Origin of the sequence: Hymenobacter mucosus (assembly GCF_900188255.1) — a bacterium.
In the GTDB taxonomy this organism is placed as follows: Bacteria; Bacteroidota; Bacteroidia; order Cytophagales; family Hymenobacteraceae; genus Hymenobacter; species Hymenobacter mucosus.
The window spans coordinates 271,041-294,925 of the sequence record NZ_FZNS01000001.1; the positions used below are offsets into that span (position 1 = coordinate 271,041).

The window sequence follows — 23,885 nt, forward strand, 5'->3', positions numbered from 1 at the left end:
AAGACAAAGGCTCGGCCTAGGTGGCCGAGCCTTTGTCTTGTAACGAAACCAGCTACTGGTTTTTCTAAATCAACTCTGTCACCTCTCGTACCCCAATTGGCCGTTCGCGGGTGAAGCCTTCCCCGAACTCTACCCCAATCAGGTGGCCAAACTCGCGGGCGCGGGCTTCCATAAAGTTGCTGAACACCGGCGTGGAGAGATAGGTAGCTGGCTCGCTGCTGGCAGGATCGTGGAACTGAGTGCGGTACGCCTTGATGCTCTCCCACTTCTTGGGCCAATGGGCTGAAATGTCCACCACGAAATCGGCCGGGATCTGGCGGTCCTGGATGTAGTGGAATACCAAGCGGGGGCGCCAAGGCTCTTGGGGCTGCCCATCGTCGCCGAAGGTTTCAATCATGCGCAGACCGGAAAGAAAGCAGGATTCCGATACAAGCTGGGAACCGCGGCCGTGGTCGGGGTGCCGGTCGTTGATGGCGTTGCAGAGGACAATATCGGGCTGGTAGCGGCGCAGTGCGGCAATGACGGGCAGCTGGTGCTCCCGGTCGTTACGGAAGAAACCATCCGACAAGCCCAGATTCTCACGGGCGCTCAAGCCTAAGATGCGGCTGGCCGCTTCAGCCTCTTGCGCGCGGGTAGCGGGCGTACCACGGGTACCCAGCTCTCCCCTGGTTAAATCGACAATGCCCGTTTTCTTACCCGTAGCAGAAGCAGCTAGTAGAGTGCCAGAGCAGGACATTTCTACATCGTCGGGGTGCGAGCCAAAGGCCAGTATATCAAGTTTCATGTGAGGGGAAAAAAAGCAACCAAAAATTCAGGCCCCTACTTCGCGAGTATGCGGGCCTGGTACCTAGTGCAGCACGGGCAAAAGTACTAGGTTGGGCGGCTTTTACCGGTGCGTTATGTTTTAGCTCTTGTGCCGGCAAACATCCGCTGGCCCAACTACCTTTGCCGGATATGGGGTCTGTTCTGCTCTAGCAGCCCCCTATTCTTACGTTAATAGGGCCAACATCCGCGCCCATCTTCCCACCACATGGAACACAGACAATTAGGTGCCTCTGGCCTACGCATTCCCGTGCTAAGCTTCGGCACGGCCACTTTTGGCGGCGGCAATGAGTTTTTTAAAGCATGGGGCAGTACCCAAGTCGACGAAGCTCGGCGGCTAGTTGATATTTGCTTGGAGGCTGGCGTCAATTTATTCGACACGGCCAACGTGTACTCCCAGGGTATGGCCGAAACTATCCTGGGCAAAACCATCAAGAGCCGTCGTAACGAGGTGCTGCTTTCCACCAAAGCCACCTTCCCCATGGGCACCGACCCGAACGCATACGGCTCTTCTCGTCAGAACCTTGTGAGAGCGTGCGAGGACAGTTTGCGCCGTCTGGGCACCGATCATATCGACATCTATCACATGCATGGCTTCGACGCCCGCACGCCGGTAGAAGAAACCCTACGCACCCTCGATACACTGGTGCAAAGCGGCAAGGTGCGTTACATTGCTTGCTCCAACTTCTCGGGCTGGCACCTAATGAAGTCCCTGAGCGTATCGGAGCGCCATGGCTGGGCCCGCTACGTAGGACACCAGGCTTACTACTCCCTAGCTAACCGCGAATTTGAATGGGAACTCCAGCCCCTAGGTGTCGACCAGGGTGTCGGGACGATTGTATGGAGCCCTTTGTCGGCTGGCTTGCTGAGCGGAAAATTCCGCCGTGGTCAGCCCGCTCCCGCCAACAGCCGTCTAGCCCAGGGTGGCGGACAAGGTCCCCAAGTACCCGATGAGTTGCTATTCAACATCGTGGATGCCTTGGATCAAGTAGCGGCTCAGACCGGTAAGACGGTGGCCCAAGTTGCCTTAAACTGGCTTTTGCAACGCCCGACGGTAGTTAACCTGGTTATTGGGGCCCGTACCGAAGAACAGCTGCGGCAGAACCTAGCCGCCGCCGGCTGGAACCTCACTCCCGAACAGGTTGCGATACTAGACGCTGCCAGTGAAACCTCGCCCATCTACCCCTACTGGCACCAGCGAAGCTTCCCCATGCTTCAGCTCTAAAGAAACTACCGTAGGTAAACATACCTTGTAGCTCGCGTAAAAGCCGCCGTAGGCAGATCACCATAACGAAGGCCCACTGCAGTCAGACTGCAGTGGGCCTTCGTTATGGTGCGTAAGTGGTGTACTACGCTACTTAATTCGCAACGTGCGTCCTACCCGCAGCACGGCAGTACCGCCATTTAGGCGGCGCAACTGTGCTTGCGAGACGCCATACTTATCCGCAATTTCCGAGAGCGTGTCGCCACTTCTGATCTTGTGTGTCACGATCCGCCGCGCGGCGGATGGTTTGGCACTACTGCTGCTCCGGCTACTGCTGGTCCCACTTCCTGCGCCCGGTACGCTGCCACCGCGGTAGCGCAACGACTTGCTGTAATAAGCAAACAGGGCCGACGTAATCTGGAAGTTATCCTTGATCAGCCGGTAATCGGGGAAGTCATACATCCGCTCCGGGTCGATGGGGTTGCCTTCGTAGCGAATCTCGAAGTGCAAGTGAGACCCACTGCTCCGGCCCGTATTGCCCCCCCAACCTATTAGCTGTCCTGCCTTTACGAAAGTACCAGGCGTAACGAGTTGCTTTTGCAAGTGCCCATACAGCGTCTCAATACCATTGTAATGACGCACCAGAATATAGTTGCCGTAGCCTGAGCCATCCCATTTTACAATACGCACTACCCCGTCGAAGGCGGCCTTTACAGAATCGCCCGTTTCGAGGTCTAGGTCGGTACCATAGTGCCAGCGGTACCCACGAAACCCGAAGTCCGAGGTAATAGGCGTTCGGGTTAGAGGCATCTTAGCGAAGCGCTGTCGCTCCGGGTCCGTGAGCTTAAGGTTTAGCGTATCCTTGATGCGGCGACCATCTACTCGGTAAGGGTTGATGTTGTGGGTATCCCAAATGGCATAGTATCCCGCCACTTGAATCCAGCTAGAGTCAATCTGAACCTCCTCTTTTACTTCTACAATGTGTTGCTCACCCTCGTTGAGCGTGGTCGTGTCTTCACTTACGATGGACAGCTTCTTAGCAGGATTGAAGAAGATGGATTTGGCTGCGTCGGAGCTTTCGTCCGGCAGTTCCTCCGTTTCAATTAGAATAGTGGTATCGGGCCGCACGTAGCGGATAGTTGGCGATTTTATGCGAAAAAAGTCCTTTCGCTTACCTGCCGAGCCGGCTTTCGCCTTTGGCTCCGGTGTTTTGCGCCGCTGGGCAAGCAGCTGGCCGGGCAAGCTCAGAAACAGCCCGATCAGTAGCAGCGGCAGCAGCCAGATTTTCACAAAATGAAGCAAGAGCAAATCGGTGAGGTGGTGAAATAGTGAGGTGGTGAAGAGCAAAATGGAAGGTTCCGGCTTCGGTAGCAGAGCCCGCCCCGACAGAACGAAAAAACCTTCCATTTCACTATATCACTCGTTCACCTAATGGTCGCCTAAAGCTGCCAGGTAACGCTCGGCGTCAAGGGCCGCCATGCACCCAGAGCCCGCCGCTGTTACGGCTTGGCGGTAGGTGAAGTCTTGCACATCACCGCAGGCAAATACACCGTCTACGTTGGTTTTGGCAGTACCTGGCAGGGTTTTCAAGTAGCCCTGCTCATCATGATGCAAGTAGGGCTGGAATATTTTAGAGTTTGGCTCGTGGCCAATTGCTACGAAAAAGCCCTCAATGGGAAGCTCCCGCGTTTCGTGCGTAACGGTGTTTTTTACCCGAGCTGCTTCTACTGCGTGCTCTCCCAGAATTTCATCTGTGACGGTGTTCCACAGCACTTCAATCTTGGGGTTGTCAAGCACACGCTTCTGCATAATCTTGGATGCGCGCATTTCACCTTTGCGTACAATCATGTACACTTTGGAGCACAGGTTGGCCAAGTACGTAGCTTCCTCGGCCGCCGTATCGCCGGCGCCTACAATAGCCACGTCCTTTCCACGGTAGAAGAAGCCGTCGCACACGGCGCAGGCCGATACGCCAGAACCATTCAGGCGTTGCTCCGACGGCAGGCCGAGCCACTTGGCTGAAGCTCCAGTAGCAATGATGACAGTATCGGCCGTCAGCTCCAGCTTTTCGTCGATAGTTACCCGGTGCGGATGACCAGAGAAATCTACGGCGGTGGCAATACCATAGCGAATGTCTGTACCAAAGCGGGCCGCCTGCTTTTTCAGGTCCTCCATCATCTCTGGCCCCATGATGCCGTCAGGGTAGCCGGGGAAGTTCTCTACGTCGTTGGTAATGGTGAGCTGCCCACCGGGCTGCAGACCTTGATACATAATGGGTTGCAAGCCAGATCGCGAAGCATAAATAGCTGCGGTATAGCCCGCTGGGCCCGAACCGATAATTAAACACTTGATGTGTTCCGAGGTCGTATTCTCCATGAGAGTTGTCGAAGCGCCCCCAGGCAGCAACGCCATGGGGAGTTGAATTTGGGGTACAAAGGTAATAAGAGCCAGCAGTAAGATGGCGGCCGCAACCTCAGCAGTGCGAGCACGCTGCTAGCTTTGCCAGAAAAGCAAGTAGTCTTCGCTAGGCACGGGGCTTAAACTCAACAAAAAACCCCAACCAATGGTCAGGGTTTTAAGTAGTAGCGTAGAAAAAATTATCCCAAGTAAGGCTTGAGAGCTTTGCTACGCGAAGTATGGCGCAGACGACGAATCGCCTTTTCTTTGATTTGACGAACCCGCTCACGAGTCAGGTTGAACTTCTCACCAATTTCCTCCAATGTGAGGGAGTGCTCTCCATTCAAGCCAAAGTACAGCGTGATTACGTCTGCTTCTCGCTTGGTTAGCGTACTCAAGGCGCGCTGCACTTCCTTACGGAGCGAGTCGTTCATTAGGCCCGTATCAGGCGACTCCTCGTCCTCGTTTTCGAGTACGTCGAGCAGACGGTTTTCCTCACCCTGCACGAACGGAGCATCTACTGACACGTGGCGACCTGAGATCTTCAGGGTGTCCACTACTTCCGAAGTTGTCAGTTCCAGTACTTCGGCAATTTCTTCGGGCGAGGGCTCCCGCTCGAATTTCTGCTCTAGTTCAGAAAAAGACTTCGAAATCTTGTTTAGTGAGCCCACCCGGTTCAGGGGCAAACGGACAATACGCGACTGTTCAGCCAAAGCCTGCAGAATGGACTGACGAATCCACCATACGGCGTAAGAGATGAATTTAAAGCCGCGGGTTTCGTCGAAGCGCTTAGCAGCCTTGATCAGACCCAGGTTACCCTCGTTGATCAAGTCGCCCAGCGACAACCCTTGGTTTTGGTATTGCTTGGCAACCGACACCACGAAGCGTAGGTTTGCTTTGGTTAGTTTTTCCAGCGCTTGCTGGTCACCTTCCTTAATGCGTTGCGCCAGCGTTACCTCCTCGTCGGGGGTCAACAGATCTACCTTGCCAATCTCCTGGAGGTATTTATCCAGCGACTGGCTTTCGCGGTTGGTGATCTGCTTGCTGATTTTTAGCTGTCTCATTGCAGGCGCGTGAGAATTGAGTTGTTGATGCTAGAAAACGTCGTATTAGTCCGATATACGGAGGATACCCCAACGCGGGTACCGGCATTGATTGTGTGCAACACGCCGGTACCCGCTAAAGTTCGGAATATCCTTACTGAGCTGCGCCGTTTGATTCGGCGGCACGCTCTGGTTTAGGCAAAAGCACCTTCCGAGAGAGACGATATTTGCCCGTTTTCTTGTCGATATCGAGCAGTTTCACGTCAATCTCCTGTCCTACTTCCAGTACGCCTTCCAAGGAAGCCAAACGCTCGTGAGCTACCTCGGAAATATGCAACAAGCCATCTTTGCCCGGCATTATTTCCACAAACGCGCCGTACGGCTGGATGGAGCGAACCTTGCCCTTGTACGTTTCTCCCACTTCTGGGACGGCCGCAATTGCACGAATCCGGTCGATGGCAGCTTGCATGTCCGGCTGGTTTGAGGCGAAAATGCTCACGTGGCCTTTCTCGTCTTTTTCCTCAATGATAACCGTAGCGTTGGTATCCTTCTGGATTTGCTGGATGACTTTGCCACCTGGCCCAATTACAGCACCAATAAACTCTTTATCGATGAGCATTTTGTGCGAGCGAGGCGTATGAGGCTTCAACTCAGCCGCAGGGGCACTGATGGTCTTGGCCATCTCGCCGAGAATGTGCAGACGGCCTTCGCGGGCTTGGTGCAGGGCCTTTGTCAGGATTTCGCTGCTCAAGCCTTGTATTTTAATGTCCATCTGGCAAGCCACGATGCCTTTTTCGGTACCCGTTACCTTAAAGTCCATATCGCCGAGGTGGTCTTCGTCGCCTAGGATGTCCGAAAGCACTGCGTATTCGCCGGTTTCTTTATCCTGCACAAGACCCATGGCAATGCCCGATACGGCAGCCCGAACCTTGATGCCAGCATCCATCAGAGCTAGCGAACCAGCGCATACCGTTGCCATCGAGCTAGAGCCGTTCGACTCCAGAATATCCGACACGATGCGGATGGTATAAGGATTTTCGTCTTCCGAAGGCAGTACCTTTTTGAGGGAGCGCATTGCCAAATTGCCATGACCTACCTCCCGACGACCTGGGCCACGGTTTGGCTTTACTTCACCGGTAGAGAAAGCCGGGAAATTGTAGTGCAGCATGAACTTGTTATAGCCCGACTGCATAGCCGAGTCAATAATCTGCTCATCGAGTTTGGTACCCAGGGCAACCGTAGTGAGCGACTGGGTTTCACCGCGGGTAAACAGCGAGGAGCCGTGCGCACCGGGCAGGTAGTTAACTTCCGACCAGATGGGACGAATTTCCGTGAGCTGACGACCATCGAGGCGGGTGCGCTCCTTAATCATCATATCACGGATGGCCTTTTTCTCAGCCGAACCATAGTAGCGGCCGAACATTTTCAGGTCCAACTCAGGATTTTCAGCCTGCAACTCTTCCAGCAGTGGCTTCTTGATGGCGCTAAACGACTCCTTGCGGCCTGCTTTGCTCGTGTTACCTGACTTGGCTACTTCGTAGGCCTTTTGGTAAACAGCCGCAGTGATGCGCTGCTTTAGTTCGTCGTTCTCGTCGTATTTAGGGTAGTCACGCTTTACGTGCGACTTTTCAACTTCGGCGGCCAGTTCCTGCTGAACACGTACTTGCTCTTTGATGGCCTCGTGGGCGTAAGCAATGGCTTCTACCATTTCCTCTTCGCTCACTTCATCCATCTCGCCCTCTACCATGGCTACTGAGTCGGCGGTAGCGCCTACAATCAGATCAATGTCGGCGCGTGCTATGTCGTCCGTCTTAGGGTTAATCTGGAGCTTACCGTCAATGCGAGCGACCCGCACTTCCGAGATAGGACCAGCAAACGGAATATCAGAAACCGATAAGGCAGCGGAAGCAGCCAAGGCGGCAAGTGCGTCAGGCTGCACGTCCTTATCGGCTGAAATCAACGAAATCATTACCTGCACTTCGTAATGATAATCCTTAGGGAACATCGGACGCAAAATGCGGTCTACGAGGCGCGATACGAGTACTTCGTAATCAGAGAGGCGGCCTTCACGGCGCTGAAACGAGCCTGGAATTTTGCCGGCGCCACCAAATTTTTCTTGATAATCAACGGACAGCGGCAGGAAATCCACGTCACCGCGGGCGCTGGGCTGCGATACTACCGTGGCCAGCAGCATGGCGTCTCCCAACCGCACAACGACAGCACCGTCGGAAAATTTGGCCAGTTTGCCAGTTTCGATAGAAATCTGCCGCCCATCGGGCAGCGTGATGTGTTTGGTAACCGCAGTGTAATTGGGCATCTTCTAATATTGCTTTTTGAAAGCGTGCAGCGGGCGAGCAGCCGTAAAAATGGGGCCGGCATGGCCCTATTTTGCTCTGAGTTATCTTCTTTCCGGGAGGGGAACAACGAAACCAAAAGAATAATGCGGCTGGCTTCGCACAAAAAAAGAGCAGGGAACCTCTCCAATGGAAAGGCTCCCTGCTCCGGACCGTGGGCTTACTTACGAATACCCAGTTCCTTGATGATAGCGCGGTAGCGGTTGATTTCGCGGTGCTGGAGGTAATCCAGCATACGACGGCGCTTACCAACGAGCTTGAGCAGACCCAGGCGGGTCGAGTAATCCTTCTTGTTCACCTTCAAGTGCTCGGTCAGGTGCGAAATGCGGTGCGTAAACAGCGCAATCTGCGACTCGGCCGAACCGGTGTCGCTAGAGGACTTCTGCAGGCTGTTTTTCTCGAAAATAGCCTGTTTTGCTTCAGTTGTGAGTTGCATCGGCAGATAGGTTTCCCCGTCTTAGATTAAAAAATGAAAAAGAAAAGCCACCCCGCATTTCGGGGTGGCTGCAAAGGTAGTTGTTTCATGCGAGAAACGAGCAGGAATACTTTCTTAAGGCAGCAAATAACTAAAGCCGCGAAACTAATTTCCTAACGGCAGTTTAGCAGGGTTTCAACTCTATACTACCCGTTTGTAGCCCCGCAACGGCCAGCGCAACCACTGAGGCCGCAGCCGGGTCCAGTCAACATCTAAAATTCCGGAGTCATGCCGCGCTTGGTACAAGAAGAACAGTCCAACTGGCAGCAGAAGAATAAACGCCATCCACATGCCCACTCCTACCGGCATAATGATTTCGCGGCCATACTTCTCGCCCATAATGGACAGCACGTAATAGACGATAAAAAATACAATCGAAATCAAAATAGGAACCCCAAGCCCCCCTTTCTTAATGATAGCCCCTAGCGGTGCCCCAATCAGGAACATGAGTAGCACTGCCGCCGACTGGGTGAACTTGCGATAAAACTCAATCCGGAAGTTGGCGCGCTCCTTCGTAATACCAGTTAAGCGGTCTGAGCTGGTGCCGAGGAAGGAACGTACGTTGCGGGCACGGTTGGCAGCTTGCTGCGTAATGGGCAGAGTTACCGGCTTCAGGCGCGACGCAGGAATCTGCCAGCTAGCAACCCGTTGCATAGCCACCCTGCCCGTTGTGTCTAGGCGAAAAAACGAGTAATACGGGTTCAGTTGGGGTACCAACAAGCGTCGTTCATTGGACAAGCGAGTGCGGAGAGAATCGTTGAAATGATTCAACTCTCCTAAATTCAGCATCATCTTGTTTTCCTTGAACAGCTTGTCCGGGGTACGGTCGAGCCCGAAGGACGCCAACGACAAGGTAATCAGGTTGCGGTCGAAGTTCTGCCGTATGAAGTTCGCCCCTGATCGGCTGTTACCATCAGGCTGCTCTACGTACGTACGCCCCCGAAACAACTCTAATCCCAAATACTGGCCCCCAAACCGGGTAAACATACGGCCCGAGTCGGCCAGAATAACTGTGTTGCTACCGCGTCCCTGAGTATGATCATATATCATCACCCCCTTGAGCAAGTCGCCATTTTCGCCCAGCTTCTTGTTTACCTTGATTGTGTAGCCGGGAATGCCATTGTAGAATACTCCTTCGCGAATATCCAATGCTAGCTTCTGCTGACGCACGTCCCATAGCAAGCTATAGGCCTTCAAATTGGCCATAGGCACAATGGTATTATTGAACCACAGACCGGCCCCCGCTAGCAACAGACTTACTAGTAAAACAGGACGGAGGATACGCGTCAAGGAGATGCCAGAAGTCTTAATGGCCGTTAACTCGTGGTGCTCTCCCAGGGTCCCAAATGTCATCAACGACGATAGAAGTACGGCGAGCGGCAGAGAAATTGGGACAATCAGAACGCTGAAGAAGAACAGCAATTGAGCAATAACCCCTAAGCCTAAATCTTTTCCCACCAAGTCGTCCATGTATTTCATCATGAACTGCATGAGAAAAATAAACTGCACCACGGCGAAGGTGAGCAGAAAAGGCCCTGCAAAGGCCTTTAGGATAAGCTTATCGAGTTTTTTCATGGTTGAGAGAAGCCCAAGTGATGTGTGAGGACCAACTCACGAAAAAGGGCAAACACGGAACGAAGATACAGTTCGTTTCGCGTCTGCCCTTTGTGGCATTGTCGTAAACAGTGCTACCCTCCTACCTGTTCCCGCAACTTCAGGATCAGGTTGTCCCACATCTCCTGTAGTTCTACATCATCCGTTTCCTCGGAGTAGTCGATTACCCGCAAGTAGACTTCCTGAGTGAGTTGAGATTCTTCAAGAGTAAAATCTAAGTAATTAGCATCGGATGTGGGACGCTTGTTTCCATCTAAGAACACGAAGCGCGCACTCCGATTAGTTCGATGCGAATTTAGTTCGGCAAAGTGCGGTTGGTTGTCCCAAATGAAATTGAACCGTCGATCCTCATCCAGCCGCACATCCTGGCAGAACCACTGGGAAAGCCCAGAAGCACTAGCCAAGTACGGATACAGAATTTTAGGGGAAGCATTGATAGGGTATTCTACCGTAAATCGGTGTTTGCGGCGGGTAGCGGAGAGCGGCATAAGCAAATCGTGTAAAAATTTCTATCCGGTGTGCCAATGACTTACCGGCTAGAAGCCAATATACATGGTTTTTTTTCTCACAGGATTTGCATTCCGTCAAATCTTGTCTCTACCTTTGCAGCATCAAAACCGGCGGGGTAGCTCAGTTGGTTAGAGCACAGGATTCATAACCCTGAGGTCACGAGTTCAACTCTCGTCCCCGCTACTTGTAAAAACGGTCTTTCCATTGCGGAGAGACCGTTTTTTTGTGCCCGTTACTTTTTTATCACAACTCCATGTACGAGTCTGAGTACGAGCCTCGGCTGTTCGATGCGGACGGGGACCTGACAAAGCGCTGGCATATCGACTACCGGATATGGAATACTGATAAGCAGGCCTTCGTTCGGAAGCAGTAGATGGGCATGAACAAGTACAACACGCTCCGGGACCGGCGGCGCGTGTGCAAGCAAAAGCCGGCTGCTGGAGAAAGACTACACGGCCAGCGAGGCACCTACCATCACGATGAGGCTGGATCCCGAGAAGGCCAGCATTCAGCAAGCAGTGAACTGGGCGCAACAGTCTGGCATACTCAAAATATGATCTACTGCTACTTAGGAAAGTAGTACGACTGTGTATTCAGAAAACACAGTGTAGTATCTTCTAAAATGAAACCTAAACAAGGTTTAAGGGTTGCCTTGAGAGACCTGCTCTCTTACGTTATACTTGTACAAGTCTTTACTTCTGAAGAGCGGCACGATGGGCACCATTCGGTTTCTCTCACCAGACCAGTTCATTATTCACTGAAAGAGCGATTCTATCTGTGTTAAGGACAAGCAGGATCCACGCGTTACGACTATTGTTGTAATCTTTACGGGTTCTCGTTGAGTAAAAAATCCTTCAACCCATTTTTATGTCTCGATTACTATCCGCCCTACTTCTAAACAGCACTCTTCTAGCCACCTCCTACGGCAAAGATTCTCCTATGCCTATGCCCGAAATGCAAGGCAAATGGCCCCCACATCCTCTACTTACTACGGCTACAGCGCCACCAGTCAGTTTATAAAACAACAGGCGATTCCGGCTCAGCCTTACTATATGGTCATTACCGTAGACCCAAGCCGCAAGCCAGACATACCTTACCAGAAGGCAGACCACTATACCCGCTAAACACGAAGCCTGTAGTTCAGATTAGCTTTACACTCTATTCCTTATCCCGATGCAACGTGTACTCCACCTAATACTCCTGAGTCTGACGCTCCTCACGGCTACAGCTTGCTCTACTGATAAAGATTCCGAGCCTGCTCCCGCCTTGGAGGGGCGCTGGAATTTTGAGCGTAGCCAGACCTATAGCGCACAAGGTACGCTTCTCCCTATCCCTCTTCCAGGGACAATACCTGCCCCGCACTACCTAGAGGTCCACGGCACACAAGTGAGCAAGTACCTTGTCGGTAGCACCGCCACAGTCGTTCCCACGTATGTCTACGATGCCTCCCAAAGTACCCTCGTTGGTCAAGACGGAATTATTAGCCGTATAGAGGAATTGACCAAGAATACCTTGCGCATTCGCACTCCTACTTTCGTAGCGAGCCAGGGACCGATAACTGATCCGGTGGTACGCTACGATGTTGTGGCTTACTATACCCGCTAGCATATCCCTATACCCAGGTGCATAATTACCCTTTAGCAGGAAGTATTCCCTTCAAGAGCGCCGCCGCAGCAAATCGCACCACAGCGGCCCCAAAGCCCTAGCTGGTGCTGAGAAAAGCGGTACCTAGTGCTACGGCTGCGCACGTTCGTCAGCACGAGTTGTCGCTTGCAGGTGCGCTATACCTCACCTCATTGGGCTTGTTCATTTTCTTTCCTACTGCTTATACAGCAACTGAGAGGAAATTCAGACCGTAGAAAATATACCACTCTAGACACGCAGGTCCTTCCCGATTACTCCCATACTTAGTAGACCAATATGGCGAAACAAGCCCCCGCCACGAAAGCCGACAAGCTCAATAGCTTGTACAAAGAATGCGGCCTCATTAAGGAAGATGTTTTCCAGCACCAGCACTATACCATCCTTACCCGATCGGGCATTGAGAAGGTACAAGCCCATTATGGAATCCAGGTCAGCTACAAAGCCCTGAAGCTTGAACCCAAGTACGCGGTCATCAAGGCAGTAGCGCAGATGGACGAAGCCAGGGTAGAAACCTATGGTAGTGCCGTTCCGGAGAACTGCAAAAACAGCTATTTTGCAGAGACAGCGGAGAAACGAGCGCTCAGCCGGGCAGTGCTAAAGCTAACGGGCCTCTATCAACACGGCTTCTTTGGAGAAGAAGAATCTGAGCAGTTGACGGCGGAAGCGAAAGCAGCCCCACAGCAATCAACCGAAACTGACGTTCTCAACGATGCGCTAAGCCGCTTACATAGTGGGGACGCACCAGGCACGGTCTGGAAAAGCTACCCGGAACTGCATAGCCATGAGGGCTTCAAGGCTGCTGTAAAGGCCGAATCAGAACGACGCAAAGCGGCTGCAACCTAGAACGAACTACCCGAAAAGCACGAGAGGTCCAACCAGAAACCACTTTGCTTTTTTCTTCTAGTTTCCGTCTTCGTAGACCAAACCTCCAAGATATTCCCTCAGCTTTTTCATACGGCATCGTATCGAGACATGGTTCGAACAGCGTACGCAGCATTCAACGCCCGCGATATGCCGGGGGCCCTAGCCACCTTCCACCAACGAGTCCGTTGGTCGAGAGCATGGGAGGGCGATTATGCCTCTGGCCACGAGGAAGTCCGGGACTACCGCCCATAAGCCCACGGACGCTCAGCTACAGAAGCAAAACTGATTGCGGCCTTCCGCCTCTTATACGTGGAAGCCCCATGCTTTTCTACGGCGACGAAGACGGCTTGTAGAGTAGCAACTACCCTTACTACCACAAACCCATGGTGTGGGCCGAACAAAAGTACGTAGCCGAAACCCACAACCTAGACCAAGGCATTCACCCTCCCGACGAGGTAGGTTTCAATAAGGACTTATTTACTTGGCACCAAAATTTATTGGCTTGCGTCAGCGTTCCGCCGCTATTTGGCTGGGAAGCTTCACGACCGTCGCAACCGAGGATGCGCGGCAAGTTTATGCCTTCCGTCGCACATATGAGAAGGAAGATGTACTCGTTTAACCGTGGCAGTCAACCCGCCACTTTTAATCACTAAGTAACAGCTAGCCACCTGTACCGAGATGCCTTCAACTAAAGCAAAACTACCGAAGGTGACTATTCCGGCCCGGGACGTAGTTGGTTTGCGCGCTTAGTAACAAGGTTCTTTACCTGGTAACAAGCGGTATTTTGCCCCTTGCCACCCAACAAGCATCCTACTCCTGAATAGAAAAGGGGCGAAGGTTAGCTTCCGTACTAGGCAGCAAGTGGCCTACCACTAGTTGTATAACGATAACTAGATAGCGCCGCGCACCAGAAGTCATTCTGGTGATTTGTGACTAAGGCACAATGGGGTATCAAGACGAGTACGGTTTGTCGAGCTTCTGTACATTGGACTCCGCAACATGTTCTGGTAGATACTGCTCGCTCTAGCTTATCTAGTGATATGTAAAGGAATACGCGACACTAGATTACTTCGTCCGTCCTAACTGCGCTTTTTGCTTCTGCTGAAGCAGCCAAGCAACTGCATCTACTTCCTGTTCAAAGTACTGGTAGAGCATAGGCATATCGCGCACGGCCGTGGTTACACTACGCGTAGCCAAGCGCGCAAACGCATTTTCGGCTAACACAACTGCCCCAAATCGGTAGCTCCCTTCGGCTACCGCGCGTGGTAGCCATTGCTGGATCACGAAAATTTGTTCGGTTGGTGTAAACGGCGACATCAAGCGCTGATCAACTAGCAAGCACCCATCCCCTCGTTTCGCCAACAAACGGGTCACGTGCCCTAACAACGCCGCCATAGCTTCCGCATCACGCGTGCCGGGTTGGTAAGTTAGTCGAGCAAAGCCTAATGGGTCATCAACGGCACGACCAACAGCATTTTCATAATAGACGCGGTATCTAGTTGTCATTGTGCAAACCTACAATCCTAGCTGAGGGCAAGCAACTCCGTCAAATAGCTAGTATCTCGATTGCACCTTACTACCTTCCCAATACTCGAGCACTTCATTTGTATAGTGCACCCATACTACAGCGCATGATCTGTTCTAAAAACTGACCTTGCTATAATCAACGGCTTGCAATAAAGCGGCGATACGCGACTGAATAGTCTTTCTTCAAATCTGCGGCTTGAGACGACGCTACAAGACCATATAAGGGTTGGAGTCCTAGTGCTTTTAGTTCACCTAGCGTTGCTTCAAATGAATTGCTTCTCCCTTTCCCGTCATTGTAAATTTGAATCATCGCTTAAAGACAGGGTCAATACACGCTGATGTTTGAGCAATCAAAAACTATGGTAAGTTGCCTTTATAAGAGCTAGCATATTTCTACATAAGATAGTAGAAGATTGAGCTTACTAAACCTACATTGATACTGACAGATAAGCTGTGAAGAGCATTTTGGCGGCGAAGCCGTTAAAAACAAAGCGCCTGACCAATATTGGTCAGGCGCTTTGTTTAGCAGCTATAAAAGAATAGTCTACTTGATCTTTTCTACGATGCCTTTGAAGGCTTCGGGGTGGTTCAGGGCGAGATCAGCCAGAACTTTACGGTTCAAGTCGATACCAGCCTTTTTTAGGCCACCCATGAACTGAGAGTAAGACAAACCATACTCGCGCACACCAGCGTTAATACGCTGAATCCACAAAGCGCGGAACTCACGCTTTTTGGTTTTACGGTCACGGTAAGCATACAACAGACCTTTTTCAACAGCGTTTTTCGCTACGGTCCATACGTTTTTGCGACGGCCATAATAGCCTTTCGCCAAACGCATTACTTTTTTCCGACGGTGGCGCGAGGCCGCGTGGTTGACACTTCTTGGCATAACCTGTTTGTTTTTGGCGGCCGGCGGCGGATTTTTTACCGCAGCTTTCGTCTCAGCCGGACGCCTGGTGAAAAATTGATTGTTGGCTTAGCCCCTATTAATGAGTGTCATAAATAATCTTACTGGCACTCATTTCTTAAGAGGCACAAACCAATCAGATGTTGAGCATGTCCTTTACGCGGTTCATGTCGGCCGAGCTAACCAGACCAACGTGCGTGAGAGCACGCTTCTGCTTGGTGGTTTTCTTGGTCAAGATGTGGCTTTTAAAGGCGTGCTTGCGCTTTACTTTGCCCGTGCCAGTCAGCGAGAAACGCTTCTTAGCACCAGACTTGGTTTTTACTTTCGGCATTGTGGTGGTGGTAAAAGGTGAAAAACTGCGGCGGTCGGCTGCCTAGGGCCGGTGCGCCAGCGTGAAATAGGGCTAAAGCCCCAGAATAAGCTTATTCGGCGCTGTTTTCAGCGGGCTTTGCTTCCTTAGGTGCAGCCGCAGGCTTAGCAGCCTTTGCTGGCGCTACTGCCTTCGGAGCCAAGTAAAGGAACATGCGCTTGCCTTCCAGCTTGGGCAGTTGCTCTACCTTGCCAAGATCTTCGAGGGCCTGAGCAAACTTGAGTAGCAAGATTTCGCCGCGCTCTTTAAACACAATGCTACGACCCACAAAGTGAACGTAAGCTTTGATCTTGGCACCTTCGCGCAGAAACTCCTGTGCGTGCTTTAGTTTGAAAGCAAAGTCGTGGTCATCTGTATTGGGTCCGAAGCGGATTTCCTTGATGACTACTTTCGTTTGCTTAGCCTTCAGCTCGCGGGTTTTCTTCTTCTGCTCGTATTTGAACTTCGAGTAGTCGATGACGCGGCATACGGGGGGCACAGCAGTAGGAGAAATCTCTACTAGGTCGAGATTCTGCTCCTGAGCCATGCGACGGGCCTGCTCAGTGGGGTAAATGCCCTGCTCGATGTTATCGCCAACGAGGCGGACTTCACGGGCCGTAATCTTTTGATTGATTTTAAACGGCTCCTCGACTTGGGCGCGAGGGATATAGCGGCGGTTTGGGGTAGCTATGGCTAGTTCTCCTTTAGGTGAAAGTCGACTTCTACTGTAGTTGGTCTGGACGCAGAACGCATCCAATGGGTTCAACTAGCGGGCAAATATCCGCCATTTTTTCTACAACCTCAAGAAAGACTATATAAAATTGGCTATAGATGCTAAAATAACCCCAAGCCCAACGAACCAGTTCTATACCTGACGTCCGTTTAGCTTGGGATTATCTTGCTTACCGCGCTTACTTAAGCAGTTTTACCATCCATCATATCGTTCACCTGCTGCTGGAAGCTGCGGATGAACTCTTCCACGGGCATGGATCCAAGGTCGCCCTCCCCGTGTTTGCGCACGGAAACAACCCCGTTTTCCTGCTCCTTCTCTCCTACAATCAGCATGTAGGGTACCTTGGAAACTTCGGCGTCACGAATCTTGCGACCAATTTTCTCGTCGCGGTGGTCTACCTGCCCACGTAGCTCTGCCGCTTGCAACCGGTCGTAGATTTGCTGAGCGTAGTCGTGGTATTTCTCTGAGATTGGCAATACCGCAAACTGCTCGGGCGACAACCACAGGGGGAAGTTACCACCGCAGTGCTCAATTAGCACCGCCACAAAGCGCTCTAGCGAACCAAACGGAGCACGGTGAATCATGACTGGCCGCTGACGGGAGTTGTCAGGCGCCACATACTCCAGGTCAAAGCGCTCGGGCAGGTTATAGTCTACCTGAATGGTACCCAACTGCCACTTCCGGCCTAAGGCATCCCGAACCATGAAGTCAAGCTTGGGACCATAGAAGGCTGCTTCTCCAAGTTCGGTTACGGTGCTAAGTCCTTTCTCAGCAGCGGCTTCCTGAATTGCGGCTTCAGCCCGGGCCCAGTTTTCATCGGAACCGATGTACTTAGTTTTGTTCTCGGGGTCGCGCAGTGAGATCTGGGCTGTAAAATCCGGGAAATCTAAGGCTTTCAACACATAAAGCACGATGTCGATTACCTTGAGAAACTCTTCCTTCACCTGATCGGGCCGACAGAAGATATGGGCGTCGTCTTGCGTAAAACCGCGCACCCGAGTTAAGCCGTGCAACTCACCGCTTTGCTCATAGCGGTACACTGTGCCGAACTCGGCCAAGCGCACGGGCAAGTCGCGGTATGAGCGAGGCTTGCTGCGGTAAATTTCGCAGTGATGGGGACAGTTCATGGGCTTGAGGAAGAACTCCTCGCCCGGGTTTGGCGTCTTAATGGGCTGGAACGAGTCGGCACCGTACTTCTCGTAGTGGCCCGACGTTACATACAGCTCTTTGGCGCCGATATGAGGCGTCACGACGGGCTGATAGCCAGCTTTCATCTGCGCCCGACGCAGAAATTGCTCAAGCCGCTCGCGCAGGGCAGTGCCCTTGGGCAGCCACAGCGGAAGCCCCGCCCCTACTCTCTCAGAGAAGGTAAACAGCTCCAGCTCTTTGCCCAATTTGCGGTGGTCGCGGCGCTTGGCTTCTTCCAGCTTTTCTAGGTATTCGGTTAGCTCCTTCGCTTTGGGGAACGTAATGCCGTAGATACGTGTGAGTTGCTTATTCTTTTCGTCGCCGCGCCAATAAGCACCAGCTACGTTCAGGAGCTTTACTGCCTTAATAGGGCTAGTGTCTGGAATGTGCGGCCCTCGGCAGAGGTCCACGAAGTCGCCCTGCTGATAGAATGTGATGGAACCATCCTCAAGGCGTTCCAGCAAATCTAGCTTGTAGGGGTCTTCTTTCTCGGTGAAGTATGCAATAGCATCGGCCTTGCTTACTGAACGGCGCTCGAACTTGCTTTTGTTTTTAGCTAGTTCCAGCATCTTCTTCTCAATAACCGGGAAGTCCTCGGTAGAGATGGCGCGGCCTTCACCTAAGTCAATGTCGTAGTAGAAGCCGTTCTCAATGGACGGACCAATACCCAGTTTCACGCCGGGGTACAGCGCTTCGAGCGCTTCGGCCATTAGGTGAGCCGAAGAGTGCCAAAACGACGACTTACCATCGGTATCATTCCACGTCAGAATTTCAACTTTGGCATCTTGTTCAATGGGGCGGTGCAGGTCGCGCACTTCGCCATTGACGCGTACGCCGAGAGCATTACGGGCAAGGCCTTCGCTAATGCCGGCTGCAACGTCGTAGCCCGTGGCGCCATCTACAAACTGGCGCACTGAGCCGTCGGGGAGGGTGATATTGAGCATGTGTGGGTTGATAATGGCTATACAAACAGCCGTGAGGCCGCAAGTTAGGAGTTTCTAGTTGCTAGCGCAGCGGAAATCCCCTCCTTGCTCTCCACGCCCATTCAGACTTAAACCAATAAGCTTGGCTTAATTTGAGGGTAATGGGGCCACGTACTTAACTATAATCCTGTACCTGGCCGTTCCACTGTAATGGGTTCGATAGGTTCCACAGCCTGCCGAGGGGTCTCGTCTACAACAACTCCTTTCGCCCGATTTCCTACTTTCCAGGCCTTATAGGTCCAGTGCCGGTTACCGGGATATTCTGCTACCAGCAGCCGATACTGATCGGCAGCTTCGGGGTAGCGGCCGAGGCTTTCCAGGCTCTCTGCCAACATCTGTCGGGCTCCTACTAGCCGAGGCGAGCGGCGCAGGGCCCGTTGCAGGTGGGGCACCGCCTGAGCGTAGCGTCTGCTCTTGAACGCAGTCAACGCAATACGATAATCGGCGCGGTAGAAGGTTGTATCGAGCTGCACCGTGCGAACATAGCTACGCACGGCACTATCGGGCTGGTTTTGTAACTCAAACTGCCGACCATAGTCGTACCACAATGGGCCATACGTTGGGGCAATTTTCAGGCCTCGCGCGGCGTAAACAGCTGCTTTATCGGGCTGCCGGAAAGCATTCGAGAGAAAAGCTAGTTGGTGTAGCGTCTCCGGCTGTTGGGGGTCGCGGGCGAGGCTAGCTCGGAGGTAGTCCAGGGCCTGAACCGTATCTTGCAGTCCCACATAGGCAATACCCTTATAAAACAAGGCCGCACTATGATCGGGCTCTTGCTGCAAGGCACGGTCAAGCTGATCGAGGGCTTCTTGGTAGTGCCGCGCGGCCAAGTGGGTTTCTCCTACCAGCAGGTTAAGATCGGGAGAGGAAAAGCCGCGCCGGGAGGCTTGGTTTGCGGCGTCTAGGGCAGCTTGCAACCGTCCTTGCGCCCGCAAAGCGCGCGACTTAATGAAGTAGAACTCGCCAGGGCTATCATCTAATTCCAGCGCTTGATTGATATCTTCGAGGGCCGGCGCTACCTGTCCGGCATCGAGGCGGAAAGCCGCCCGCCGAGCGTAGAGGGACGCATTGCGGGGCTGGCGAGTAATAGCACCGTCTAGTTCGGCGGCTTGTATTTGAGGGCCACTCTGCACCGTCGCTAGATTAATCATAACCTCAGGCTGCTCGTCGGGCTCTTGCCCGCACCCGGTACTGAGCGCCAAGCCTACCACGGGCAACCACTGCAAAAGGCAGTGGCGGACGAGGCGGGAAAGATGAAAGTGAAAACGAGAACAGCGCATAGATCAGCAAAGGTACATAGCAGCTACAGCAACCCTGTTTTGCCGGGGAGTAGAAAACCTTAGGTGTTACTATAGTCCTTTAGTTTTTGCTACGGATGTAGCGTTGGACTTGCCGGTGGAGCTGACGGTTCAACTGGGCCAGCAAGAGTCGGCAGCGCCGACTTATTTCTAGCTCTTCGGCTGTTACGGGCGTAAGGGCTACGGCTTCCTGTAGCACGGCTACGGCCCTACTGCGCTGCCCTTGATTGAGATGGACGCGGGCAAGGTCATAGCACACTTGAATGCGTTTCGGATCTAATTCATGGGCCCGTACTAGGGCGTCAATGGCTTTGCGGGTACCAGCACCACTAGGCGTACCGCCTAGGAACAGCCGACTGAAGATGCGCTCTAGTAGGCTGTAGTGGTCAACACGGTAGTGCCACCGACCTAGCAGTTGCCAAGCGTCGGCCCAATCGGGGCGGCGCGCCACGGCCATGAACACGTGGGGTTTCATTTCGCGGTAGGCCAGCAAACGACCACGGGCGGTTAGTAAGGTGGCCTGGCTGGTCAGGGCCAAGGCCTCCGCGTAGTGCCCTTCTGCACCGTTGGATTTTACTACCAGCGCCCGGTTGGCGTAAAGACGGGCAGCCGAGAAGTACGCGGCTTTCCGGGTTTCATCGGTGTAGCGCGCTCCTATTCGCACACTAAGCACGGCGGCCTGCCACAGCGCTTCATAGGTAGCGGGGGCCTTACTTAATACCTGCTCGTACTTAGCCAACGCTTCCGACTCGTGGTACTGTGTTTGCAAAGTTTGTGCTTCGGTCAGCAGCTTTGCTATCGAGGCATCGGGCGGAGTGTCCGGCGACACGGAGGTAGCCAATTGTGCCTGCGCCGGAAAGGCAACTGCTAGCCCCATCCCTACCCTAAGTAGTACCGAAAAACAACCTGAGCGCAACATAGAGCACGATAACCCCACAAAGCTGGGGTTTTTCCTTAAAATCATTAGCACAACGGTAACCGTACCGTTTAGGTGTATGCTTGCTACCCATCCCACAAAAGAAAGCCCCACCCGTATAGCAGGTGGGGCTTTCGATCTTAGAATAGCTTGAGTTGGGACTTCGGTGTTTTAAGCACGGCCTGGGCCTGGGCAATATCGGCCTCTGAAATATCTACTGGGCCTGTTAGCTCGGGTAAGGGAGCCTGTTCGGGAGGGGAAGCGGCGGCGCTGGGCCGCGGAATGGTGGCCGGACCACGTTTCTTAGCTACCTCGCGCCGCTGAGGCTCTGGGCCTTCATCGGTGAGTAGAGCTACACCGTGCACTTTGAAGTAGTTCAGTTTGTTGCCCATGGCCTTCCACCCTTTCACGTCGATAAACTCGTGGAGGTGAAGGTGCTCATTTTCCTTGTCGGCTTTCTTGTCGCGCTGTAGCTTCACTTCGGCCTGTGGCTCAGGGTGGCAAGTAGCGCACACGAGCTTCGAGCCTTTGGTTTCCGAAATAAAGATAAAGCGCTTATCGAGAGTGCTGGTTTCTACCTTAAAGCGTTTCACATAGTGCGTCTTCGACTCCCCTTCTACATATACGCAACTGATGACCGTATCTGCTTCCAGCTTGCGAAGCACCATGATGTTGGGTACATCGAAGTGATGCATTAGCTCAGGAGCCCTTACCTCGTAGGTACCGTCTTTGTACACCACCAAAATGGTGTGCTCTGTATCGAAAGCACCGAGGTAGCGGCCATGACCAGCATGGTTGAGGCGTCCGACTACGTTGTCGAAAAACACTTCCCGACCGCCCAGGGTGGAGTCGCCCAGAACTTCCTGCTTAATTTTCTTGATGGGCTGCTTAGTTACGATGTTACCCATGGAGCCTTTGCCTTTGATGGCTAGCTCAGCAAAGTCAAAATCAAACAGTTTTACGCGGGCTGGTGCTTTATCCGACAGCTGCACACTCACAATTTCCGACTCCGAGTTGGGGTTAGCCGTGAGGTAGAGCACTTTCGTGCCCTTAGTGCCTTTAGTCAGATCGTAAACCTTATCACGAGTGATGCCCGTGACCAGGAAACGCTTGGCAAAGCTGATGCCCGAGGTGCCATCCTGATAAATCATGTTGTACACCAGACGGTCGTCGTTCTTATTATAGACGCCCACGTGGAGAATGTCCTTGCCAACAAAGGTTTTCTCAGCAATTTTAGACACCACAAAGGTACCGTCGCGGCGGATAGCAATGATATCGTCCAGGTCCGAGCAGTCGCATACGGTTACGGCTTTCTCGTCCTTCTTGAGACCGTACCCTACAAAGCCATCTTGGTAGTTTACGTAGAGCTTCTGGTTGGCCACGGCTACTTTCTGAGCCGTTACCACGTCGAAGGTGCGCAACTGAGTTTTCCGCTCCCGGCCTGTACCGTACTTCTTCAGCAAGCCCTCGAAGTAATTGATGGCGTAGCGGGTAAGGTTCACTAAGTGGTCGGCTACTTCGGCTAGCTCCGCCTCCAGCTTCAGGATAAATTCTTCGGCCTTAAAGCCGTCGTACTTGCTGATGCGCTTGATGCGAATTTCTGTCAGGCGTGTGAGGTCCTCCTCCGTAATGGCACGCCGCAGTACAATACGGGTGTCGTTGGCCTTGGACTTCTCCTCCTCAATGCGCACAAATTTCTTCAGGCCCGCATCAATGGTTTGGAGAATCTCCTCCCAGGTTTCGCACTCCTCGATTTTACGATAGATACGGTTTTCAATGAAAATCTTCTCCAGCGAAGCCGAATGCCACTTCTCCTGCAGCTCATCCTGGCGAATCTCCAACTCCCGCTCCAGCAGGCGCAGTGTTTTCTGAGTGCTTAGGCGCAACATATCTTCTACCCCCACAAAGCGCGGCTTATCCTCGATAATCACGCAGGTGTTGGGTGAGATGCTGATTTCGCAATCAGTAAAGGCGTAGAGGGCATCCATGGTGAGGTCGGGGCTCACGCCCGTGGGCAAGTGCACCTGAATCTCTACCTGGGCCGCCGTGTTATCGACCACCTTCTTGATCTTGATCTTATTGGCCTCCGACGCCTTCACAATGCTTTCCATCAGCGCCGTGGTGGTGGTGCCGTACGGAATGTCACGAATGACCAGCATGGTCTTGTCGGCCTTTTCAATGGTAGCGCGCAGACGAATTTTGGCGCCGCGCAGGCCCCCATTGTAGTTGCTCACGTCACAGAGACCCCCGGTGGGGAAATCCGGGAATAGCTGGATATCCTTGCCCCGCAGCACGTCAATGCTAGCCTTGCACAACTCACGAAAGTTGTGGGGCATAATCTTGGTACTCAGGCCCACTGCAATGCCTTCTACTCCTTGGGCCAGCAGCAAAGGAAACTTCACGGGTAGCGTGGTAGGCTCGCGCTTACGGCCGTCGTAGCTCATTTGCCATTCCGTAATGTCAGGATTGAACACCACGTCTAGCGCAAACTTGCTCAGGCGGGCTTCAATGTAACGCGGAGCAGCCGCACCGTCACCCGTCCGGATATCGCCCCAGTTGCCTTGGGTTTCAATCAGCAAATCCTTCTGGCCTAGGTTCACCATAGCGTCGCCAATGGAGGCGTCGCCGTGGGGGTGATACTGCATAGTTTGCCCAATGACGTTGGCTACCTTGTTGAAGCGGCCATCGTCCATTTCCTTCATGGCGTGCAAAATGCGCCGCTGCACGGGCTTCAGGCCGTCCTCAATAGCCGGCACGGCGCGCTCCAGAATCACATAGGAAGCATAATCCAGAAACCAGTTCTGGTACATGCCATTCACAGTAGCTACGTCGTGAATGGTTTCGCCGGGCGCAAACTTGGGCTCCTCCTCGGCTTCTTCCGTCACAGCTTCCGGCTCGGTCACGGTGTGCACCTCGTCCGACGATTCAGCCAGCAACAGTTCACCAGCCTCGCTCACTACAGACTGAGCCGCTGCGGCATCTTCCGCGTCCATATCCGCCGGGTTTTGCGGCGCAGACCCAAACTCAATGGAGTCGCCGGCCCCAAACAGGTTCGGTTGC

20 protein-coding genes and 1 tRNA gene are annotated in these 23,885 nt (G+C 53.0%); 5 read left to right on the forward strand and 16 right to left on the reverse strand.

The features are described from left to right. Positions 1 to 64: 64 nt before the first annotated feature. Positions 65 to 784, reverse strand: a complete 720-nt coding sequence (bshB1, locus tag CHB83_RS01170) for a bacillithiol biosynthesis deacetylase BshB1 (protein ID WP_089331397.1) — start codon at positions 782 to 784, stop codon at positions 65 to 67. Positions 785 to 1,030: 246 nt separating this feature from the next. On the opposite strand from bshB1, the gene CHB83_RS01175 reads away from it, so the two are divergent. Next, entirely contained in the window at positions 1,031 to 2,047 is a 1,017-nt protein-coding gene (locus CHB83_RS01175) for an aldo/keto reductase (RefSeq protein WP_089331398.1), read from the forward strand. A 129-nt stretch (positions 2,048 to 2,176) separates the two neighbouring features. Here CHB83_RS01175 and CHB83_RS01180 read toward each other — a convergent pair whose 3' ends face one another. The 7 genes from CHB83_RS01180 to CHB83_RS01210 all read right to left on the reverse strand — a co-directional run bounded on the left by CHB83_RS01180 (position 2,177) and on the right by CHB83_RS01210 (position 10,397). Beyond that, positions 2,177 to 3,334, reverse strand: coding sequence for a M23 family metallopeptidase (locus tag CHB83_RS01180; RefSeq protein ID WP_245855246.1), 1,158 nt, complete (start codon positions 3,332 to 3,334; stop codon positions 2,177 to 2,179). A 120-nt stretch (positions 3,335 to 3,454) separates the two neighbouring features. Beyond that, positions 3,455 to 4,438, reverse strand: a complete 984-nt coding sequence (gene trxB / locus CHB83_RS01185) for a thioredoxin-disulfide reductase (protein ID WP_394340135.1) — start codon at positions 4,436 to 4,438, stop codon at positions 3,455 to 3,457. A gap of 185 nt (positions 4,439 to 4,623) precedes the next feature. After that, positions 4,624 to 5,487: a sigma-70 family RNA polymerase sigma factor gene (locus tag CHB83_RS01190; protein WP_022823752.1), complete on the reverse strand. Its 864-nt coding sequence runs from the start codon at positions 5,485 to 5,487 to the stop codon at positions 4,624 to 4,626. A gap of 133 nt (positions 5,488 to 5,620) precedes the next feature. Further along, on the reverse strand, positions 5,621 to 7,783 hold the full coding sequence (gene pnp, locus CHB83_RS01195) for a polyribonucleotide nucleotidyltransferase (RefSeq protein ID WP_089331401.1): 2,163 nt from the start codon (positions 7,781 to 7,783) through the stop codon (positions 5,621 to 5,623). Positions 7,784 to 7,980: 197 nt separating this feature from the next. After that, positions 7,981 to 8,256, reverse strand: a complete 276-nt coding sequence (rpsO, locus tag CHB83_RS01200; protein WP_045688677.1) for a 30S ribosomal protein S15 — start codon at positions 8,254 to 8,256, stop codon at positions 7,981 to 7,983. A 180-nt stretch (positions 8,257 to 8,436) separates the two neighbouring features. Continuing rightward, complete coding sequence (locus CHB83_RS01205; RefSeq protein WP_045688678.1) at positions 8,437 to 9,870, reverse strand: LptF/LptG family permease; 1,434 nt, start codon at positions 9,868 to 9,870, stop codon at positions 8,437 to 8,439. Between the two features lie 113 nt (positions 9,871 to 9,983). Further along, on the reverse strand, positions 9,984 to 10,397 hold the full coding sequence (locus tag CHB83_RS01210; protein WP_045688679.1) for an START-like domain-containing protein: 414 nt from the start codon (positions 10,395 to 10,397) through the stop codon (positions 9,984 to 9,986). A gap of 131 nt (positions 10,398 to 10,528) precedes the next feature. Between CHB83_RS01210 and CHB83_RS01215 the strand changes: the two genes are divergently transcribed. From CHB83_RS01215 to CHB83_RS23725, 4 genes are all read left to right on the forward strand, one after another. Continuing rightward, positions 10,529 to 10,602, forward strand: a tRNA-Met gene (locus CHB83_RS01215). A 990-nt stretch (positions 10,603 to 11,592) separates the two neighbouring features. Next, positions 11,593 to 12,024, forward strand: a complete 432-nt coding sequence (locus tag CHB83_RS01220) for a hypothetical protein (RefSeq protein WP_089331402.1) — start codon at positions 11,593 to 11,595, stop codon at positions 12,022 to 12,024. A gap of 315 nt (positions 12,025 to 12,339) precedes the next feature. Further along, positions 12,340 to 12,906 (forward strand): hypothetical protein, encoded by a 567-nt coding sequence (locus CHB83_RS01225; protein WP_045688682.1) that lies wholly within the window; start codon positions 12,340 to 12,342, stop codon positions 12,904 to 12,906. A 502-nt stretch (positions 12,907 to 13,408) separates the two neighbouring features. Then, positions 13,409 to 13,546, forward strand: coding sequence for a hypothetical protein (locus CHB83_RS23725; RefSeq protein WP_161806977.1), 138 nt, complete (start codon positions 13,409 to 13,411; stop codon positions 13,544 to 13,546). A gap of 446 nt (positions 13,547 to 13,992) precedes the next feature. Here the strand turns inward: CHB83_RS23725 and CHB83_RS23440 are convergent, their stop codons facing one another. From CHB83_RS23440 to CHB83_RS01270, 8 genes are all read right to left on the reverse strand, one after another. Beyond that, positions 13,993 to 14,433, reverse strand: a complete 441-nt coding sequence (locus tag CHB83_RS23440; RefSeq protein WP_143436958.1) for a hypothetical protein — start codon at positions 14,431 to 14,433, stop codon at positions 13,993 to 13,995. A 565-nt stretch (positions 14,434 to 14,998) separates the two neighbouring features. Further along, a complete protein-coding gene (rplT, locus tag CHB83_RS01240; RefSeq protein WP_045688685.1) occupies positions 14,999 to 15,343 on the reverse strand; it encodes a 50S ribosomal protein L20 in 345 nt (114 codons plus the stop codon). Between the two features lie 154 nt (positions 15,344 to 15,497). After that, a complete protein-coding gene (rpmI, locus tag CHB83_RS01245) occupies positions 15,498 to 15,692 on the reverse strand; it encodes a 50S ribosomal protein L35 (RefSeq protein WP_045688686.1) in 195 nt (64 codons plus the stop codon). A gap of 91 nt (positions 15,693 to 15,783) precedes the next feature. Next, positions 15,784 to 16,401 (reverse strand): translation initiation factor IF-3, encoded by a 618-nt coding sequence (gene infC / locus CHB83_RS01250; RefSeq protein WP_072144859.1) that lies wholly within the window; start codon positions 16,399 to 16,401, stop codon positions 15,784 to 15,786. Between the two features lie 224 nt (positions 16,402 to 16,625). Then, a complete protein-coding gene (gene thrS / locus CHB83_RS01255) occupies positions 16,626 to 18,575 on the reverse strand; it encodes a threonine--tRNA ligase (RefSeq protein ID WP_089331404.1) in 1,950 nt (649 codons plus the stop codon). Positions 18,576 to 18,733: 158 nt separating this feature from the next. Next, positions 18,734 to 19,891 (reverse strand): tetratricopeptide repeat protein, encoded by a 1,158-nt coding sequence (locus tag CHB83_RS01260; RefSeq protein ID WP_082455668.1) that lies wholly within the window; start codon positions 19,889 to 19,891, stop codon positions 18,734 to 18,736. Between the two features lie 79 nt (positions 19,892 to 19,970). Then, positions 19,971 to 20,786 carry a tetratricopeptide repeat protein gene (locus tag CHB83_RS01265; RefSeq protein ID WP_089331405.1) on the reverse strand — a complete coding sequence of 272 codons (816 nt, stop codon included), beginning with the start codon at positions 20,784 to 20,786 and terminating at the stop codon, positions 19,971 to 19,973. 179 nt (positions 20,787 to 20,965) lie between these two features. Beyond that, positions 20,966 to 23,818 (reverse strand): DNA gyrase/topoisomerase IV subunit A, encoded by a 2,853-nt coding sequence (locus CHB83_RS01270; RefSeq protein ID WP_089331733.1) that lies wholly within the window; start codon positions 23,816 to 23,818, stop codon positions 20,966 to 20,968. Positions 23,819 to 23,885: the final 67 nt, after the last annotated feature.

Coding starts and splice junctions, on each gene's coding strand:
- CHB83_RS01220 (WP_089331402.1), top strand. CDS start 11,593: ATGCAACGTGTACTCCACCTAATACTCCTGAGTCTGACGCTCCTCACG.
- CHB83_RS01265 (WP_089331405.1), bottom strand. CDS start 20,786: ATGGGGCTAGCAGTTGCCTTTCCGGCGCAGGCACAATTGGCTACCTCC.
- rplT (WP_045688685.1), bottom strand. CDS start 15,343: ATGCCAAGAAGTGTCAACCACGCGGCCTCGCGCCACCGTCGGAAAAAA.
- CHB83_RS01205 (WP_045688678.1), bottom strand. CDS start 9,870: ATGAAAAAACTCGATAAGCTTATCCTAAAGGCCTTTGCAGGGCCTTTT.
- CHB83_RS01190 (WP_022823752.1), bottom strand. CDS start 5,487: ATGAGACAGCTAAAAATCAGCAAGCAGATCACCAACCGCGAAAGCCAG.
- trxB (WP_394340135.1), bottom strand. CDS start 4,438: ATGGCGTTGCTGCCTGGGGGCGCTTCGACAACTCTCATGGAGAATACG.
- thrS (WP_089331404.1), bottom strand. CDS start 18,575: ATGCTCAATATCACCCTCCCCGACGGCTCAGTGCGCCAGTTTGTAGAT.
- CHB83_RS01225 (WP_045688682.1), top strand. CDS start 12,340: ATGGCGAAACAAGCCCCCGCCACGAAAGCCGACAAGCTCAATAGCTTG.
- CHB83_RS01175 (WP_089331398.1), top strand. CDS start 1,031: ATGGAACACAGACAATTAGGTGCCTCTGGCCTACGCATTCCCGTGCTA.
- bshB1 (WP_089331397.1), bottom strand. CDS start 784: ATGAAACTTGATATACTGGCCTTTGGCTCGCACCCCGACGATGTAGAA.
- pnp (WP_089331401.1), bottom strand. CDS start 7,783: ATGCCCAATTACACTGCGGTTACCAAACACATCACGCTGCCCGATGGG.
- rpmI (WP_045688686.1), bottom strand. CDS start 15,692: ATGCCGAAAGTAAAAACCAAGTCTGGTGCTAAGAAGCGTTTCTCGCTG.
- CHB83_RS01270 (WP_089331733.1), bottom strand. CDS start 23,818: ATGGACGCGGAAGATGCCGCAGCGGCTCAGTCTGTAGTGAGCGAGGCT.
- CHB83_RS01210 (WP_045688679.1), bottom strand. CDS start 10,397: ATGCCGCTCTCCGCTACCCGCCGCAAACACCGATTTACGGTAGAATAC.
- CHB83_RS23440 (WP_143436958.1), bottom strand. CDS start 14,433: ATGACAACTAGATACCGCGTCTATTATGAAAATGCTGTTGGTCGTGCC.
- rpsO (WP_045688677.1), bottom strand. CDS start 8,256: ATGCAACTCACAACTGAAGCAAAACAGGCTATTTTCGAGAAAAACAGC.
- CHB83_RS01260 (WP_082455668.1), bottom strand. CDS start 19,891: ATGCGCTGTTCTCGTTTTCACTTTCATCTTTCCCGCCTCGTCCGCCAC.